19 protein-coding genes are annotated in these 17,485 nt (G+C 50.0%); 6 read left to right on the top strand and 13 right to left on the bottom strand.

Going from position 1 to position 17,485, the window contains the following annotated elements; all coding sequences use genetic code 11:
* The first annotated feature begins 87 nt into the window (after positions 1–87).
* Positions 88–687, top strand: a complete 600-nt coding sequence (locus RBH76_09700) for a TetR-like C-terminal domain-containing protein (GenBank protein WMJ83003.1) — start codon at positions 88–90, stop codon at positions 685–687.
* 478 nt (positions 688–1,165) lie between these two features.
* Here the strand turns inward: RBH76_09700 and pyrE are convergent, their stop codons facing one another.
* Genes pyrE through pyrR form a run of 7 tightly spaced genes read right to left on the bottom strand, consistent with a single transcriptional unit; the run spans position 1,166 to position 7,140 of the window.
* Positions 1,166–1,741, bottom strand: a complete 576-nt coding sequence (pyrE, locus tag RBH76_09695; protein WMJ83002.1) for an orotate phosphoribosyltransferase — start codon at positions 1,739–1,741, stop codon at positions 1,166–1,168.
* 15 nt (positions 1,742–1,756) lie between these two features.
* The gene (locus RBH76_09690) at positions 1,757–2,674 is read right to left on the bottom strand and encodes a dihydroorotate dehydrogenase (GenBank protein ID WMJ83001.1); all 918 of its coding nucleotides are present in this window, start codon (positions 2,672–2,674) and stop codon (positions 1,757–1,759) included.
* A complete protein-coding gene (locus tag RBH76_09685) occupies positions 2,671–3,444 on the bottom strand; it encodes a dihydroorotate dehydrogenase electron transfer subunit (protein WMJ83000.1) in 774 nt (257 codons plus the stop codon). Before RBH76_09685 ends, RBH76_09690 begins: the two co-directional genes overlap by 4 nt.
* A gap of 4 nt (positions 3,445–3,448) precedes the next feature.
* Positions 3,449–4,345, bottom strand: coding sequence for an orotidine-5'-phosphate decarboxylase (gene pyrF, locus RBH76_09680; GenBank protein ID WMJ82999.1), 897 nt, complete (start codon positions 4,343–4,345; stop codon positions 3,449–3,451).
* 31 nt (positions 4,346–4,376) lie between these two features.
* A complete protein-coding gene (locus tag RBH76_09675; GenBank protein ID WMJ82998.1) occupies positions 4,377–5,645 on the bottom strand; it encodes a dihydroorotase in 1,269 nt (422 codons plus the stop codon).
* Positions 5,642–6,571 carry an aspartate carbamoyltransferase catalytic subunit gene (locus RBH76_09670; GenBank protein ID WMJ82997.1) on the bottom strand — a complete coding sequence of 310 codons (930 nt, stop codon included), beginning with the start codon at positions 6,569–6,571 and terminating at the stop codon, positions 5,642–5,644. The genes RBH76_09675 and RBH76_09670 overlap by 4 nt, the downstream gene beginning before the upstream one ends.
* A 26-nt stretch (positions 6,572–6,597) precedes the next feature.
* Positions 6,598–7,140: a bifunctional pyr operon transcriptional regulator/uracil phosphoribosyltransferase PyrR gene (gene pyrR, locus RBH76_09665; protein WMJ82996.1), complete on the bottom strand. Its 543-nt coding sequence runs from the start codon at positions 7,138–7,140 to the stop codon at positions 6,598–6,600.
* Positions 7,141–7,542: 402 nt separating this feature from the next.
* Between pyrR and RBH76_09660 the strand changes: the two genes are divergently transcribed.
* Positions 7,543–8,769 (top strand): dicarboxylate/amino acid:cation symporter, encoded by a 1,227-nt coding sequence (locus RBH76_09660; protein ID WMJ82995.1) that lies wholly within the window; start codon positions 7,543–7,545, stop codon positions 8,767–8,769.
* 170 nt (positions 8,770–8,939) lie between these two features.
* Positions 8,940–9,197 carry a GIY-YIG nuclease family protein gene (locus tag RBH76_09655; GenBank protein ID WMJ82994.1) on the top strand — a complete coding sequence of 86 codons (258 nt, stop codon included), beginning with the start codon at positions 8,940–8,942 and terminating at the stop codon, positions 9,195–9,197.
* A 95-nt stretch (positions 9,198–9,292) separates the two neighbouring features.
* Here the strand turns inward: RBH76_09655 and RBH76_09650 are convergent, their stop codons facing one another.
* The 4 genes from RBH76_09650 to RBH76_09635 all read right to left on the bottom strand — a co-directional run bounded on the left by RBH76_09650 (position 9,293) and on the right by RBH76_09635 (position 12,978).
* Entirely contained in the window at positions 9,293–9,721 is a 429-nt protein-coding gene (locus tag RBH76_09650) for a DUF523 domain-containing protein (GenBank protein ID WMJ82993.1), read from the bottom strand.
* 28 nt (positions 9,722–9,749) lie between these two features.
* A complete protein-coding gene (locus RBH76_09645) occupies positions 9,750–10,217 on the bottom strand; it encodes a small multi-drug export protein (GenBank protein ID WMJ82992.1) in 468 nt (155 codons plus the stop codon).
* 15 nt (positions 10,218–10,232) lie between these two features.
* Positions 10,233–11,648, bottom strand: coding sequence for an oligosaccharide flippase family protein (locus RBH76_09640; GenBank protein WMJ82991.1), 1,416 nt, complete (start codon positions 11,646–11,648; stop codon positions 10,233–10,235).
* Between the two features lie 139 nt (positions 11,649–11,787).
* A complete protein-coding gene (locus tag RBH76_09635) occupies positions 11,788–12,978 on the bottom strand; it encodes a hypothetical protein (protein ID WMJ82990.1) in 1,191 nt (396 codons plus the stop codon).
* A gap of 337 nt (positions 12,979–13,315) precedes the next feature.
* Here RBH76_09635 and RBH76_09630 point away from each other — a divergent pair, with 337 nt between their 5' ends.
* From RBH76_09630 to aspS, 3 genes are all read left to right on the top strand, one after another.
* On the top strand, positions 13,316–13,861 hold the full coding sequence (locus RBH76_09630) for a manganese efflux pump (GenBank protein ID WMJ82989.1): 546 nt from the start codon (positions 13,316–13,318) through the stop codon (positions 13,859–13,861).
* A gap of 125 nt (positions 13,862–13,986) precedes the next feature.
* Positions 13,987–14,481: an SLOG family protein gene (locus RBH76_09625; GenBank protein ID WMJ82988.1), complete on the top strand. Its 495-nt coding sequence runs from the start codon at positions 13,987–13,989 to the stop codon at positions 14,479–14,481.
* Positions 14,482–14,679: 198 nt separating this feature from the next.
* Positions 14,680–16,428, top strand: a complete 1,749-nt coding sequence (gene aspS / locus RBH76_09620; GenBank protein WMJ82987.1) for an aspartate--tRNA ligase — start codon at positions 14,680–14,682, stop codon at positions 16,426–16,428.
* Between the two features lie 222 nt (positions 16,429–16,650).
* On the opposite strand, the gene RBH76_09615 is transcribed toward aspS, so the two are convergent.
* Together RBH76_09615 and RBH76_09610 are read right to left on the bottom strand one after the other, a co-directional pair.
* The gene (locus tag RBH76_09615; GenBank protein ID WMJ82986.1) at positions 16,651–16,905 is read right to left on the bottom strand and encodes a hypothetical protein; all 255 of its coding nucleotides are present in this window, start codon (positions 16,903–16,905) and stop codon (positions 16,651–16,653) included.
* On the bottom strand, positions 16,902–17,477 hold the full coding sequence (locus RBH76_09610; GenBank protein ID WMJ82985.1) for a Fe-S-containing hydro-lyase: 576 nt from the start codon (positions 17,475–17,477) through the stop codon (positions 16,902–16,904). Before RBH76_09610 ends, RBH76_09615 begins: the two co-directional genes overlap by 4 nt.
* Between the last annotated feature and the right edge of the window lie 8 nt (positions 17,478–17,485).

Below are 17,485 nucleotides of genomic sequence, written 5' to 3'. Positions count from 1 at the left end.
ATTTGGGAATAATTCAACGGTCATTTTCAGCATCGAATGGTTATTATTACACATTTTATATGGTTTTTGTGGAGAAAGGGGCAAAATATGACTGGAATATCCACCAATAAAGACGATCGGCGGTGCCGAAAAACAAAGTTTGCAATTAAATCAGCCCTCCTGACCATAATGAAAGAGAAGCCTGTTGCAAAAATATCTATCAGTGAGCTAACTCAATTAGCTGACATTAACCGAAAAACATTTTATAACCACTATACTGATATCGGATCGGTTCTACGTGAGCTTGAAGACGAATTTTTAGAGCGGCTGTTTTCACTTATCGACAAAAACAACATTTGGAACGGCCTCGAAAACCCGGCGCCTTTTTTTGAAAAACTGTTTCTGGAAATCCAAAGCGATCAACCGTTTTTTAAGCTTTTAATCGAATCAGGGGAGCACGTTCACCTCGTTTTTAACTTTCGTACACGCCTGCGTGATATGTGGGGAGAACAGCTAAAAAACCGCAGTGACATAGACCCGCATCTTTTGATGTGTTTTATGGATTTTATAGCTTCGGGTACCGTATCGATTTTGGAATCATGGATAGACGATGCACAGCAAGTACCGTTGGAACGGATTTCGCAACTGATTTGCAGTATCATTTCTGGTGCTAGCCATGCTGCGCTTCATATCACCACAAAAAAATAGCCCCCAAAGCAAGGGCTTTAACCTTGGCGCAGGGAAACCCACGCATGGGACGTCCAAAACAAGTTGCTTTTTATCCAAAAACAATATCCAAAAAGCCCCCGGCCTAAACTGAAGTGGTAAAAAGATAGTAGACACAAAAAAGCGTGTCTACTATCTTTTATTTATATAGCATTAAAAATATGGTGCGATCCAAAGTATGTCTAGGGCGGGCAATCCCAGAGATAACGCTGTGATCGAAAGCTTCTTTGGTAGGTTCAAAGATGTTTTGCGTTTCCAGTTTCACTACTGGCTTGCTGATGACCTTTCTTCCGTCATCACAGACGCAATCGCTTATTTTAATACCATTCGTCCCCTCCGCAAACTAAGCGGAAAACCACCTGTCCAATTCAGAATTGAACAGGCAGTTTAAGTTGAGCTTTATTCTGTCTACTTTCTATTGACTATTTCAGCCTAAACCGGGGGCTTTTGTTGTATACTTTTACTTAAATGCTCGGCTACCCGGTTTAGTTATCGGCAAGCCCTGTTTGCACAATGGGCAGTCGGCCTCGTCGTAGGAGACAACCTCCATCGATACCGCCGCATGCAGCGGCACGCCAAAATCGACCGTACCATTGGAACGATCCACCACCGAGCCAACGCCGATAATCACGCCGCCTTTTTCCTTAATCAGCGCGATAACTTCCTTGACAGAGCCGCCGGTCGTGATGGTGTCCTCCACCACCAACACGCGGGAGCCCGGCTCTACGGCGAATCCGCGGCGCAGCGTCATGATGCCGTTCTCGCGCTCAGCGAAGATGTTGCGCACGCCGAGTTGCCGCGCAACCTCGTAGGTGATAATGACGCCACCGATAGCAGGGCCGACAACCAAATCAATCTTCTCATCGCGGAATGCGTCGGCGATATCCTTACATATAGGCTCAGAGTACTTGGCGTACTCAAAAACGCGGGCGCACTGCATATATTTGTCGGAATGCCGACCCGAGGTCAAGCGAAAATGCCCTGTTTGCAGCACCTGGGCATCCTCTAAAAGCTGAATTTTCTCTTCTCTTGTCATACGTGGTCCCTCCGGTTATTCAGTGATAAGCGCACCCACGAGTTCTTCCACCCGTTTGATGCCCTTGCGATTCATATAATCCTCAAGCTGGTCAATAATGCGCACACAGGCCATTGGATCGGCTAAGTTTGCCGTGCCAACCTGAACCGCTGTGCAACCCGCGAGCAAAAACATTACGACATCTTCGCCGGTCATAATACCGCCCATACCCACCACGGGGATGGATACAGCCTGTGCCGCCTGATAGCACATGCGCAATGCCACCGGGCGCACCGCCGGGCCGGACATTCCCCCGGTAATATTGCCGAGCACCGGCCTGCGGGTGTTGACGTCTATCGCCATGCCGGTGATGGTATTGATCAGCGAGACGGCGTCAGCTCCGCCCTCTTGCGCGGCGACCGCCATCTCAGCGATGTCCGACACATTGGGCGAAAGCTTGACCACAATCGGCTTGTCGGTACAGCGGCGCACCGCTTGCGTTACAGCCAGAATGCTCTCCGGGTCGCTGCCAAACACTTTACCGCCCGCATGCACATTCGGGCAACTGACATTGACCTCAATAAAAGCCACACTGCTGTTATTCAGCTTCCGGGCCATGTCACAGAATTCCTCAATCGTGTTGCCTGAGATGTTGCAAATAACCGTTGTCCCCTGCTCCAGCATCCAAGGCAGCTCGGTTTCTAAAAACGCGTCGATGCCAGGGTTTTGCAGCCCGACAGCATTTAGTATTCCGCTCGGCGTTTCAACAATGCGCACCGGCGGGTTGCCCGCGCGCTCTTTTGGAGTTACGCCCTTAGCTGAGATGCCACCCAGCCGCGAAATATCATAAAACCGCGTGAAATCGCGCCCAAAACCATAGGTACCGGAAGCTGCAATAATCGGATTTTTTAAGGTCACGCCACAAAGTGAGACCGACAAATCAACCTTGTTCACAGCACCACCGCCTTTGCGTCAAATATCGGCCCGTCGGCGCAAACCCGTGCAAAGGTCTCGCTGCCGTCGCTCCTCTTGGTTTTACACGAACAGGTTAGGCAGGCTCCGTAGCCACACCCCATACGCTGCTCTAAAGACAGCTGGCAGGGAATATCGCGCTCTAAGGCGAACGCCTGAACCGCTTTGAGCATCGGCGTCGGCCCGCAGGCGATAATCAACTCCGGCAGTTCAAGCTTTTCCCGAACCGCATCCACAACCGTACCGTTAAAACCACGGCAACCATCATCGGTGCAGATCATCAGGTCGGCAAAGGGGGCAAAATCGCCCTCGGCATAAACCTGTTCCGCCGTGCGAAAGCCCAGTACCGCCGTGACCTGCGCCATTTTTGAAAATTCGTGACAGGCGAACAGCATCGGTGCCACGCCGACGCCACCGCCTAACGCCCAGACCGTTTTTGCGCCGTTTAAAGCAAAGCTGTTGCCCAGCGGCGCGATAATTTCCATTTCATCGCCCGGCTCCAGCGTGCAGATGCGTTGTGTGCCATCGCCCTTGGGCTGAATACCCAGCGTGATGCTGCCTGCTTTTGCGTCGGCATCCATAATGCTGATCGGTCGTCGCAAAATATGTGATGCATCGTTCGGCACCTTAATATGCACAAACATGCCCGGCAGTACCGGCTGCAAAAATGCCTCCGGCGCGTGCAACACAAACCGAACCATATCGCGGCCCAGTGGGCCTTTTTCTAATATTTTAGCCATGAACGGGCGCATCTTCTCACGCCCCCTCGCTATAGTCGGCGGTAATGTCGTCGCGCATGCGCACCGCCTCGGCGCGAACCGCCTCAAGCCAGCCCATCTCAGGGTGTTTTTGGTGTGCGCACAGCAGCGAACGTGAGGCATTAACTACCGCGCCACCTTTATTTGTATCAAAACAGCCACTTAAATCCCTACCGGTGGCACCCTGTGCGCCATAGCCCGGGACTAAAAACGGTGTGTGCGGCATGCGCTTTCTTAGCGCAGTTGATTCAGCGGGCCAGGTCGCGCCCACGACCGCCCCCACCGCGGCGTAACCACATTCGCCTATCAGCGCTTCGCCCCAGCCGCTGACCAGATCGGCCATCAGTTCATAAACTTTACGTCCATCGGCGGTTTCAACGTCCTGAAGCTGCCCGCCGGAGGGGTTTGACGTTTTCACCAACACATAGATGCCGCCGCCGTGCTGTTTAGCTTCGTCAACAAACGGCTTGATGCCGTCCACGCCGAGATAAGCGTTCACCGTGACAAAGTCACTGAAAAACTCTCCCTCTGGGTTTAAATAAGCGCGTGCATAAGCCCCAGCCGTCGCGCCAATGTCGTTACGCTTGCAGTCGGCAATTGTGACATAGCCGCGCTTCCGGGCGTAGGCCAGCGTTTTGGCAAACACCTGCATACCCGCCACGCCATATATTTCATAATAGGCCACCTGCACCTTAACGCAGCCGATAAGGTCGGTCATACCATCGAGTAGCGCCTTATTATAGTTTAAAATTGCCTCGCAGATTTCTGCGCTTGAATTGCCCTTGGGGGCAAACTCGGCGGGTAGATGCCCTACCTGTGTGTCAAGCCCCATAGCGGTCGGGTTTTTTACCCGTGCGATCTGCGCCACAAGCCGGTCTGCCGCATTAGTTGTCATTCCTTGAACCATTCCTTTCTATACCGCCCTTTTAAAGTGCCCTTTCGTAGACTAATCTACCCGCCTGGAAGGTTTTGAGTACCCGGCCGCTTAAAGTCTTACCGTCTAGCGGGGTATTTTTACCACGGGAGAGAAATTTTTTTGCCTCCACCGTCCACTCCTTATCATCAGCTAAAAAGAAGTCGGCCGGTTGGCCTTCTTTGATAATACCGCCGGGTATTTTGGCAATCTGTGCAGGGGTCAGGCACATCTTTTCCACCAGCTTTTCCAGCGGAAGAATACCGCTTTTCACAAGGCGGGTATAGCAGGAAGAAAAGGCTGTTTCAAAGCCAGAAATACCCTTTGCTGCCAGCGTAAACTCCATGTTTTTATCGTCGATATGATGTGGTGCATGGTCGGTTGCAATCGCATCAACCGTGCCGTCAACCAACCCTTTTATAAGCGCTTCCTGATCCGCCACCGTTCTCAACGGCGGTGCCACTTTGGCGTTGACGTCGTAGCCCTCGCAGGCTGTTTCATCCAAATAAAGGTAGTGCGGGGTAGTCTCACATGTTACTTTAACACCACGCGCTTTGGCTTGGCGAATTAATTCTACACAGCCTGCCGTTGAGATGTGACAAATGTGGATGCGCGCATGATTCTCTTCCGCTAAAATTAGATCGCGAGCAATCGGCCCCTCTTCTGCCGCACGAGAGATTCCGGGCAAGCCGAGCATCGTCGCCGTCATGCCGCGGTTCATTACGCCGCCCTCAGTGAGCGACAGTTCCTCAGGGTGCACAGCCACATAAGTGTCAAACCGCGCCGAGTAAAGAAGCGCCAGCTCTAACAATCTCGCATTAGAAACCGGGCTGCCATCGTCGGAAAACGCCACCGCCCCGGCGGACTTCATATCGCCCATCTCGGCAATTTCCTTACCTTCTAGCGCTTTTGAAACTGCCCCAATGGGATATACCTTGCAGTAACCTGCCTCGTCTGCTTTATTTTTGATATAGCTTGTGACCGCCGCACAGTCATTGACCGGGTGAGTGTTTGCCATGCACAGCACCGACGTAAAACCGCCAGCTGCCGCCGCACGGGTGCCGCTGACAACATCTTCTTTATATTCATAACCGGGGTCGCGCAGGTGGCAGTGTAAATCGACTAAGCCCGGCAGCAAAAATGCACCCTTTGCATCGATAACCTCGCCCTCACAGGATAGCCCCTGCCCTATTTTAGCGATCAGCCCATTTTCAATTAGGAGGTCAGCCGTCTCCCGTCCGTCTGCATTGACGATAACGGCGTTTTTAATTAGTGTGCTCATCTGCCTTCCCTCCTTGTCATCATATAAAGCAACGCCATGCGCACTGCGACACCGTTCGTGACCTGCTCATTGATGAACGACTGGTCAGAATCGGCGACATAGCTCGAAATTTCCACGCCGCGGTTCATCGGGCCGGGGTGCATTACCAGCGCATCAGGTCGCGCAAGCTGCATCATCTTAGGGTCGATACCGAAATAACGCGCGTATTCGCGCACCGAGGGGAACAATCCCTTCTTCTGGCGCTCAAGTTGGATACGCAGCGCCATGACAACGTCGGCGTCACGCACAGCGTCTTCAACTTGGTAGCAATATTCTACGCCGGGCATTTCGCAACCGGGCGCGGGCAGCAGCGTGGGCGGGCCAGCCAGCACCACCTTTGCCCCCATTTTGGTTAGGCCGTAAACATTTGAACGCGCTACGCGGGAGTGCACAACGTCGCCCACCACCGCAACCTTTAAGCCCTCAAATCCACCCTTTTTCTCGCGGATGGTCAGCATGTCCAGCAGAGCCTGAGTGGGGTGCTCGTTGGTGCCGTCGCCTGCATTGATGATGGCGGATTTGACGTGCTTAGCCATGATGTGGGGCGCACCGCTCATGGGGTGACGCATAATGATCACGTCGGTGCCCATCATGTCAATGGTTTTTGCTGTGTCGATGAGTGTTTCGCCTTTTTTAACGCTGGAAGAAGATGCCGCGATATTGGCCGCCACCGCCGACATATACTTACTTGCCAGTTCGAACGACAGGCGGGTTCTCGTGGAGTTTTCATAAAACAGTGTGACAATCGACTTGCCTTGCAGATGCGAGGTCTTTTTGGTCGGGCCGGCCACCACCTGCTTCATTGCCTCTGCCGTGTTCAAAATTTCTTCAATTTCTTCCCGGCTGATATCGCGCAGTCCGAGAAGATCCTTTGTTTTTAATGCCATCTTTTCACCCTTTTCTGTTCATGCGGTTATTCCAGCGCCTCAATATACACAGCGCTCTCCCCGTCGAATTCAGGGACGCAAACATGCACAACCTCGTTATTGGAGGTGGGCAGATTCTTGCCGATAAAGTCAGCCCGGATGGGCAGCTCCCGGTGACCTCTGTCTACCATCACCATCAGCTGAATACATTTGGCACGCCCGCTTTCCAACACAGCTTCAATCGCCGCACGCACGGTACGCCCGGTGTAAAGTACGTCATCCACCAAAACCACCCGCTTGCCGGAAATCATAAACGGAATATCGGTGCCGTTGATGACTGGGTGCTCAGACAATAATGATAAGTCATCACGGTAAAAGGTAATATCCAGCATCCCAACGGGTAGCTTTACCCCATAATACTGTTCGACCAGTGCCGAGACCTTTTTGGCCAGTGGTACGCCGCGCCGCTGAATGCCGATGAGTACCACGTCGTCGGTGCCCTTATTGCGTTCAATCAACTCATGAGAAAGCCGCACGCAAGCACGGTTGATGTCTGCTTGGTCCATAATATCCTTGCGTTTCAAACACATCTCCCCCTTTTTATAAAATAAAATAAGCGTCCTGCCCGCAGATTATGCGGCAAGGCGCTTTTCAATATCTGAATATTGTTATTAAAAGCAAACCTTGCCGGCCTCACGGGACCGATTTAAAGGATGCTGTGCAGCATAGAACCCTCGCCGCATAGAGTACTAAATTTTTATTAGTATATCACTCCAGACCACGATTGTCTATGTTATCTTCTAAATTTTTAATTTTTTTTATTTTTCTCGGTAATGCGACAATTAATTTTAAATATTGAAATGTTTATCTTGTTTATATTACATAATCTTTATTTTTTGAAATTATTTTTTCATATTATTATTGATTTTCTATGTCCAAAATGTTAAAGTGATTTTGGCACAAGTACATCATATGAAAGGAGATTTGCAAGAATGTCTGGCAGAAAAAAGTTGAATCTTTCCGTACAGATTCTTATTGGACTATTGGCCGGTGTTGCGGTCGGTTTATGCATGCAGGGGGAGGGCGCACGCCTCATCGCCAATAACTGGATTAAGCCTTTTGGCTCCCTGTTTCTCAACGCCATAAAAATGCTTATCGTTCCGTTAGTTTTTTCCTCGCTGATCGTCGGAACCTGCGGCTTGGGCGATGCCAAGCGCGTGGGGCGCATCGGTGGTAAAACAATTGTTTTTTATCTTTGTACAACTGCACTTGCTGTCACACTCGGCCTTATTGTGGGCAATATCGGACGTGTCGGTGGCGGCTTTGTATTGGCCGAGGGCCTGAGCTATGAAGCCAAGGAAGCGCCAAACGTTGTCGACACCCTGCTTAACATTATCCCAGCCAACCCTCTTAAGGCGCTGGTTGAGGGTAATATGCTTCAGATCATTGCTTTCGCGATATTTTTGGGCGGATCAATTATCATGGTGGGCGATCGCGCCAAGCCAGTCTCCGATTTCTTTGACGGCATGGCTGAGTGCATGTACGCGTTGGTGGCCTTTGTCATGAAGTTTTCTCCCATCGCCGTTTTTGCGCTTATAGTGCCGATTGTCGCGGTGAATGGACCTTCAGTGTTGTTGCCACTGTTAAGCGTCATTCTTGCGGTTTATTTCGGCTGTATTTTACATATGGCAATCGTCTACTCATTCTCTGTTCGTATGATAGCTAAAATTAGTCCGCTGACCTTTTTTAAAAAGTGCTCGGAAGCGATATTGTTCGCCTTCACCACGGCGTCGAGTTCTGCTACACTGCCATTTTCAATGGTGGCATCCGAAAGACTGGGCGTTCCGCTACCCATCCGTAGCTTTGTGCTTCCGCTGGGTGCAACCATTAACATGGATGGAACAGCAATTTATCAGGGCATCTGTGCATTGTTTATCGCAAACGTCTATAATATTTCGCTTAGCATGGGTCAGCAACTGACCATTATTCTCACCGCTACTCTGGCCTCTATCGGTACAGCGGGTGTGCCTGGCGCGGGCGTTGTCATGCTTGGCCTGGTGCTGCAGTCGGTTGGTCTACCCATCGAGGGTGTCGCATTGATCGCTGGCATTGACCGTATACTGGATATGGCAAGAACCACCGTTAACATCACCGGCGATATCGCCTGCTCGGTCGTTGTCGCTTCTTCCGAAAAAGAATTGGCTCCGGTGGGCAAGTAACCCCTGTTTACTAGAATCTCCTCTTCTCTTCTCCACAGACGCGACAACACACATGTTGTCGCGTCTGTGTTTTTATTGTCTTTAAATACCTTTTATTATTGCTTACATCCACTTTAAGTGTTAAAGTTAATTGACATGATAGTCTTATGGAGCGAAAGGAGTAATGCCCCATGTGCAAGTCGGCTTTTGCCTATCTGCTCAAATGCGCCGACGGCACCCTTTATGCCGGCTGGACAAACGACCCCGACGCACGTCTGACCGCCCACAATAATGGTGTCGGCGCTAAATATACCCGTGGACGCAGGCCTGTGGTATTGGCCTATCTTGAGTGCTTTGAAGATAAGCGCACCGCCATGCGGCGCGAAGCCGAGCTTAAACGCATGACGCGTACGCAAAAGCTGGCACTAATAAATGATCAGACTTTTTAAAATATTCTGTTTACTCAAATTTGGTACTATGTAACCTGTGAATATGAGAAAACCGGCGGCATTGTAGAATGCCGCCGGTTTATAGCTTTTATAACTTAAATAAGCTTTTCAAGTTCATCCTCGGTCAAAACAGTCAGCCCTTCATCCATCAATAGACGGGCCAGAATACCGCTGCCGTCAATCAATCTGCCACCAAAGCTACCGTCATAGATTTTGCCCTTCCCGCAGGAGGGACTCTTGGCTTTTAGCACCGCAATACGGCAGTCCATCATACGTGCCAGCGTCAATGCTTCCTGTGCACCCTTCTCATACTGGGCAGTGACATTGCAACCACTTTTGGTCACCACCTCATTCCCGACGATCTCCGCAGGTTCACGCGGGGTGGGTAAGCCACCATAAACTTCTGGGCAAACCGGGATGAGATGATATCTGTTTTTAAGCTTTTCTACACCTGTCTGATAACAGCTCAAACCGTCATACCGACAGTTTAGCCCCAGCAAACAGGCACTAACCAGAATGTTCACCCGCTTTGCCTCCTTTAAGTGCCCAAAACTATACCCCAATGAGACTGAACAAGCCGTAAGATGTTACGCCCATTATCAATCCTGCTGTGGCAACACCCGCCGCAATGGGCCAAAATGCCCTGCGCACCCGCATTTGCAGCAATGTTGCAATCAGACAACCCGTCCATGCGCCAGTACCCGGCGCCGGTATTGCCACAAAAAGAAAAAGCGCAAACAACAGCGCATGATTGGCGCTTTGCGTTTTTTTTACTTTTTTGTTTCCGATATCCAGTATTTTCTGAAATAGTCCCCCTATTCTAGGCAGTGTGGCACCCCAACGCAACACCCGGCCCGCAAAGGGAATAAGAAATGGCACCGGCAGCAAATTGCCGGCAACACACAACGCATAAACGAGCCCAAAGGGGTACCCCCACCCAATACCTATAGGAACGGCTCCGCGCAGCTCAATAATGGGTACCATCGATAGAAAAAATAAAAATAAAAGTTGCATCGGCATAGGCGAATATCTCCTTTAACGAGAAACATGCGGTGAAACAAAACGGTCGAATAGCGCAACAACCAATCGCAACACCGGTTTAAGGTTAATCAACAACATCAAGAAAAACATAGCCAGCTGAATTAAAGAACTATTCGGCGGCTGTATGATCAAAAACGCGCCCTGCACCATCAGCAGCAGCAAACGAACGGCAGTGGTCAGCGGACGAAGCTCCAGCGAAACCAGCCTCTGAATATCCACAGCACGGATGGCATAGGCCAGCAGATAACTTAACAGCGTCGCAAAGGTCGCGCCCATAACGCCATACCGTGGAATCAGCCAGAAATTCAGCCCAATATTAGCCACAGCTCCGACGAAAATAGCCAACGGAACGGTGGCGTTTTTCTTACTGACCATATAAAAGGACCCGAGAAAAGTGACAAGGGATGAAAAAACCTCGGCCATCACCAAAAAGGGTACATATCGCCACGATTCATGGTAAGCGGGTGCATACAAAACCTTGGTGATTGGCTGAATAAGCATCACTATGCCGGAAGCAGCGCAAAACAGCAGCGTGCTATAATAGTCATAGGTTTGGGAATAGAAGCGGGTGGTGCGCTTACCTTTGCCCGATTCATCCACGGCAGAAATCTGCCACGCCTGATAGAATATAGCCGAAACGATGGTGAGCAGCGATGGAATTTTATGTGCTATCGCAAGCATGCCAGTGGGTGTGTCGCCCCAAAACCAAGTGACCATATAGCGGTCGGACATGCCGACAATCCACCAGAACATCGTGGTCGGAATCAGCGGAACCGAATAGCGTAACATCTCCCGTCGAAGCGTCGGGTTGGGGTGGGTGAAATCGACGTACCGGTCGAGCCGCGCGACAATAAACAGAAAAAATATTGAAATAATATTTGATGCAATAATCGAAAAAACATAGCCGTACAACCCCCATTTAAACACCGTCAAAAACACAATGTTAAAGGCAATGGTTGTAAAAGTGGCCATAAAGCCGTCAAAGGCAAAGAGCCTGACCAACCCAATGGAACGGATAAACTGCGCACAAATGGCTTTGAGCATGCCAAATAGCACATAGACATAGATCACCAGCGTGTAGGGTGACAGCATATCAATCATCAGCATAATTGGCGAGAATAGACAAAAAACAATAAAGCCCGCCAGCACCGTTTTTAAGCCGATAGAAAAAACGTCGGAGCGCTTTAAAGAGCGGTCCATCGCAAAGCGGATAATCGCCTCGTTGACCGACAGCATGACAAACGGCATAAGGAGGTTGCTGGTGGTGGTGATACGGTCAGCAATACCAAATTCGGCTGGAGTGAGCATCGCGGTGTAATACCGCAGCATGAAAAACACCAGCAGTTTTGAAGAAAACGACCCGATCGCAAACACTAACGTGTTTCCGACCAGCCTTTCATACCGCCCCATTACGCCGCTCCCCTTTGTTGACCAAATTTATGCATACTATATTATCCCATTTTATATAATAAAATTCAAGCATAAGAAAAGGCTGCAAATACGTGGATAATTTGTCCTGTATTTGCAGCCGCCAAAATTCAATTGACTTTTATTCGCCGGTGACGTTGACGATTTCACTGCCCTCTAAAAGCTTAGAAAACTCCTGTGCATAATAGCCATCCGAGGAATCCGGCTTCTCACCCGAATCGACAGTAAGTGCATTGTATTCATCGGCCATGGCGATATAATACCGGTCGCCAACCTCCTGCAGCCAGAGCGGACGCTCCAGCACCTTAAAATAGTCGTCCACTGTTGCCTCGTAGCTGGCGCAGATCTTTTCAAGCTGCTTCATGATCGTCTCGTCCGCACGGATTTGATCGGTATAAGCGTTCAAAGTTGTCTCAAAGTTGGTGCGGTCAAGCTCAGTGTTGCGACGCTCCAATTCGCGCAGCACCAGCTCGCCGGCCTGTATAAAGGCGACAGCATCAATACGGCTGGCAGTCGCGGTATACTCAAGATAATGCTTAATTTCATCGGTATAGGGAACCGCTTTTCCATCTATCGTCGCAAGAATAGCGTCATCATCAAAGGATAGGCGGGTATCATAATCCGCAAAATAGTCTTGCATCATTTGCGTGCCCTTTTCATAGATGGCCTGCTGACGTTCTGCCTCCGCCTGTGCCGCAGCATCCTCGGGGCTTTGCACCTCCGATTCTTCGCTGTTGCCCGAAGATGTCTCTGATTCGGACGCTGATTCGGCCTCAGATGATTGCGATGCAGTAGCTTCTTTATCAAGCTCTTCTTCGGCTAGCTTCTGATAATGATCGCCTAAAAGCCCAACCAGGTACTGGGAACGGTAAGGCAGTAGCATCGCGTTGGAAACTTCCTCCTGTGTCATGCCTGTTATGTCGATGATCTGCTGCAGATTCTCAGCATACGAGGGAGAATACATCATCATGCTATACACCTGCTGGGCCGCCATGTTTTTATAGTCGTCCTCATTTATTTCGATGCCCATTTCTTTTAAGTCGCTTTCCAGCACAGCGCATGAAGCCATCTCCTGACGAGAATAAAAACGACCGAACTGTTCATTGACATCGAGATAAAGGCGATAGTTCTCATAGGTGATATCCCCACCGGGCGAAGTAATCATGACCATATCGGGGTTGGGGTTTACATAGGTATAGGAAGGAACATATTCTGTCTGGGATGATGAACCGGCATCCCCCTGAGAAGAAGCCGCGCCGCAGCCTGCTACCAGCGAAACACAGAGCAGCAACGCAATAAGCCTGGTTTTCATGTGTTTTTCCACCATTCTCCGCGCTTAAATAAAGGCCTTACGTTTTGCTGCGCGGGAACAAAACGAACAATGTTTATTAGTATAGCACAATCGACTAACATTGAAATGAAAAAAGTGTGAAATCTACACTGAAAAATTTTTCTTGACTTTGCGCAATCTGTTTCATATACTAAAATAACATGGTGGAGTAGTTTGCGCCGCATATTGGCGTGTCAAGTCAACATAATGATGCTATAAGCATCTGGCTTGCATTAAAGAACGAGAACTGTGTGTAGTCTTGCTGGCTGCACATGGTTTTATTTTTTATATAGCGAAAGATTTTGAAAGGAAGAAGTGCATGAGTTTAAATGAAGTATGTCTTATTGGTGTAGGATTAAGCATGGATGCGGTTGCGGTGTCCATGTCTTATGCCATGACACATCACAAGAACACCCCCAAGCTTTTAGAAATGGTGTGCCTTTTTGCAATTTTTCAGGGTGCGATGCCACTGGCCGGCTATTTTGTTGGCGGGGTTTTTTCTGAGGTGGTCACCCGGCTGGGCGGTTTTCTCATCTTGTTTATTTTGGGGTTTATAGGCGGTAAAATGATCTACAGTGGTCTATGTTCAGGGGACGACTGTCCAGTTGGCCAACCATTACTTACACATAAGATTTTGCTGTTTCAAGCGGTAGCAACCAGCATTGACGCCCTCGCAGTCGGCGTAGGTCTGCGCGCACAGCAAATTGAGATTTTATCCGCATCCTTGGTGATCGCCGCCACTACGCTGCTGCTAACACTAGCCGCCATTCACATCGGAATAAAATTTGGAGACCTGCTGGGCAAAAAGGCCGAAGTTTTCGGTGGAATTTTATTGGTGATTATCGGAATAAAAGCGGTGTTTTAAGCGTTTACAAGGCTATTCGGTCGCCGTATAATAAAGATATGGCTTCTCTTTCTGTGGTTGTTAGGCGAATTGCCAACTCTTTTTCAGAAGCATATTTGCCATAAAACGGCTTTGGAGTGTGAAAGATGCACAATCGGAACTTTACCTGCTGTTTTACCGGACACCGACAAATCGTACCCGAGCATGCTCAGGCTTTAACCACGGTGGTAGAAGGCGCTATCCGCCGCTTGATTGCGCAGGGTTATTTTATTTTTGTGGCGGGTGGCGCAATGGGCTTTGATACCCTTGCTGCCGAAGTCGTGTTAAAACTGAAAAGTGAGTTTACCCAACTGCGACTGATCATTGTGGCGCCCTGTGCCGACCAAGCGGACAGTTGGGCGGCTGCCGACCAGCGGCGGTACGAGCGGTTGCGCCAGGCAGCAAATGATTTTATCTGTCTAGAAACAACTTACACCCCCACCTGTATGCGCAAAAGAAACCGCTGTTTGGTTGAGATGAGCAGTGCTTGTTTGGCTTATTGTCTGCGACGGCGATCCGGCAGCGCGCAAACGGTTGCCCTGGCCGATGCACAGGGACTGGATATTATAGATGTTGTTTCCCTCATTCATTGCGCCATATGAAAACAGACTGCAAGATTGTATCTTTTTGCCGCAAAATATGGACAAACCCGCCGTGTTGTGCTATGATAACTTGCATGACTTGGGCATTCTGGCGAAGAAACAGAAGCTTCGCGGGGTGCCCTGTCAATTTTAATGTGTACTAATTTTGTGGCACTGCCACCGTACAAGAATTGAAGAATTAAGAAAGGAATGACCGTCATGTTTTTTGAAAACCAGTACCGCACCAAGACCTGTGCCGCCTTAAGCGAGGCCGACGTTAATAATAATGTCAAAGTAGCGGGGTGGGTTGAAAATATTCGCGATCATGGCGGCGTACTGTTTGTCGATTTACGGGACCATTACGGCATGGTTCAGGTGGTCATCCATGATGACAATATGCTTTCAGGCGTCATGAAGGAATGCGTTGTTTCGGTTGAGGGCCCCGTGGTACTCCGCGACCCTGAGACAGTCAACACCAAGCTGGCGACCGGAACCATTGAAATAACCGTGAAATCGCTAGAAATTTTAGGCAAATCGCAAGGTAACCTACCGTTTGAAGTGCCTAATTCGCCGGAAGTCAAAGAAGACCTGCGCTTGAAATATCGCTTCGTAGACCTGCGCAACCAGAAGATGCAGCACGCCATTAAAACCCGTGCCCGCCTGCTTTCCTTTTTGCGCAACCGCATGACTGAACTGGGTTTCATTGAAGTGCAGACCCCCATTTTGTCGGCTTCTTCACCCGAGGGTGCCAGAGATTATTTAATTCCAGCCAGAAAGCACCCCGGCAAGTTTTATGCGCTACCACAGGCCCCACAGATATTCAAACAGTTGCTTATGGTTTCGGGTATTGATCGCTATTTTCAGATTGCTCCCTGCTTCCGCGACGAAGACGCCAGAGCCGACCGTTCACCGGGTGAATTTTATCAGCTTGACTTTGAAATGGCCTTCGCCACGCAGGAAGAAGTTTTTGCCGTTGCTGAGAACGTGCTTTACGACGCTTTCAAGACCTTTTCTGATAAGCCGGTGACGTCGCCCTCCTTCCCGCGCATCACTTTCAAAGATGCCATGTTGCGTTATGGCTCGGACAAGCCTGACTTGAGAAACCCGCTGGAGATTATCGACGTTTCTGACATTTTTGCACTGTGCAGCTTTGCACCGTTCCAGAAGAATACTGTGCGCGCCATCCGTGTGCCGGGATGCGGCAGCCAGCCGAGAAGCTTTTTTGAGCAAATGCTGGAGTTTGCCACCTCGATCGGCATGAAGGGCTTAGGCTACGTTAAAGCAGCCGACGATATGGCGCTTTTAGGGCCGATTGATAAGTTTGTCCCGGCCGAACAGAAAAAAGCGTTGATTGAGCGCAGCGGCTTACAGCCTAATGATGTGCTCTACTTTATATCTGATAAGACCGAGCTTGTCACCGCCAAGCTGGCCGGACAGATTCGCACCGAGCTGGGTCGCCGTCTGGAACTGCTTTCCGACGACTTTAGAATGTGCTTTATTGTTGATTTTCCGATGTATGAGCTGGACGACGTGACCCACAAGGTTGCGTTCACTCATAATCCTTTCTCAATGCCGCAGGGCGGGCTGGAAGCACTGAACACCAAAGACCCGCTGGATATCCTCGCCTGGCAGTACGACATTGTCTGTAACGGCGTCGAGCTTTCTTCGGGCGCAGTGCGCAACCACGACCGCGAGACAATGGTGCGTGCGTTTGAAATCGCCGGTTACGGCGAGGAGACGGTCAAAGAAAAATTTGGCTCCCTCTATAACGCATTTGCCTACGGTGCGCCACCCCACGCTGGTATGGCCCCGGGTGTAGACCGCATGCTGATGCTACTGATGAACGAGACCTCCATCCGCGAGGTCATCGCCTTCCCGATGACGGCCAATGCCGAAGACCTTATGATGGGTGCGCCTACCCCCGTCACCGAAAAACAGCTTAGAGAAGCACACATCAAGGTTCGATAAGGTTACAAAATGTAAATTCCCGCTCGGATAATAGCATCCGAGCGGGAATTTTGAGTTGGTGAAAAAATATGTTGGTTAAATTTTAAGGGCAAAGCTTCCTTCAGGTGCTTTTAATTTGTTTAAATACACAGAAAGGGCGCAGAATACTTCTTTAGATGAAGTTTTCTTGAGTAGTGCCGTGTTGTCCCCAAAACAATGCAGCCTTTTGTGTGGATGATGGATTTATTGGTTTATAATATGCAACGCACTCTCATAGTCGTTTTTATGCACATAAAAAGTATAAATATACTGGAACTCGGGGTTTATGCCTGCGCTGCCAAAACGCGCCCGCGTATCCGCCCGGGTGCGGGAATCATCTTGTCCGCGGGTTTTTAAGCGGTAATCAATGTGGTTATCAGCTAGTAGCGTGCGTATCTCGCCTTGCCTCTTCATGCTATGGGTCACGGTGAGTTCACGACGGTTAAACAGCATAATCATTTCTCGCTGCCCTCCGATACCGTTTCAAGATAGGCGTCGCGTCCGGTTTTGTAGAGGTTTCCGCCGTGGCAATCCAACACCACCACCGCCGGGAAATCCACCACCTCAAGCCGGTGGATTGCCTCCGAATCCAGTTCAGGATAAGCAATGACCTCGCAGGCAGTCACAGTCGAGGCCAGCAGCGCACCCGCGCCACCGATGGCAGCCAGATAAACGCCCTTGTTACGCTCTATCGCGTCAATGACCTCGGCAGAGCGTAATCCCTTACCGATCATGCCGCGCAAGCCGACCTCATCCATCAGGCGTGGGGCGTAGGCATCCATGCGGTAGCTGGTCGTCGGCCCGGCAGAGCCGATAACGCCGCCCGGCTTGGCAGGCGTAGGCCCAACGTAATAGATGATCTGATCCTTTAAATCACAGGGTAGCGACTGCTTTTCATCAAGCAGCGTCACCAGTCGCTTGTGCGCGGCGTCGCGCGCCGTATAAATCACGCCAGAAATCAAAACCGAATCTCCCGCACGCAGCGAAAGAGCCTGTTCCTCGGTAAACGGCACTGTTATCTTCTTTTTCATGTGAACGC

The sequence above is a fragment of the Oscillospiraceae bacterium MB24-C1 genome (genome assembly GCA_030913685.1).
Lineage (GTDB): Bacteria > Bacillota > Clostridia > Oscillospirales > Ruminococcaceae > Yanshouia.
Note: the sequence above shows the minus strand (reverse complement) of the source record. Positions and strands in the feature narration are given on the sequence as shown.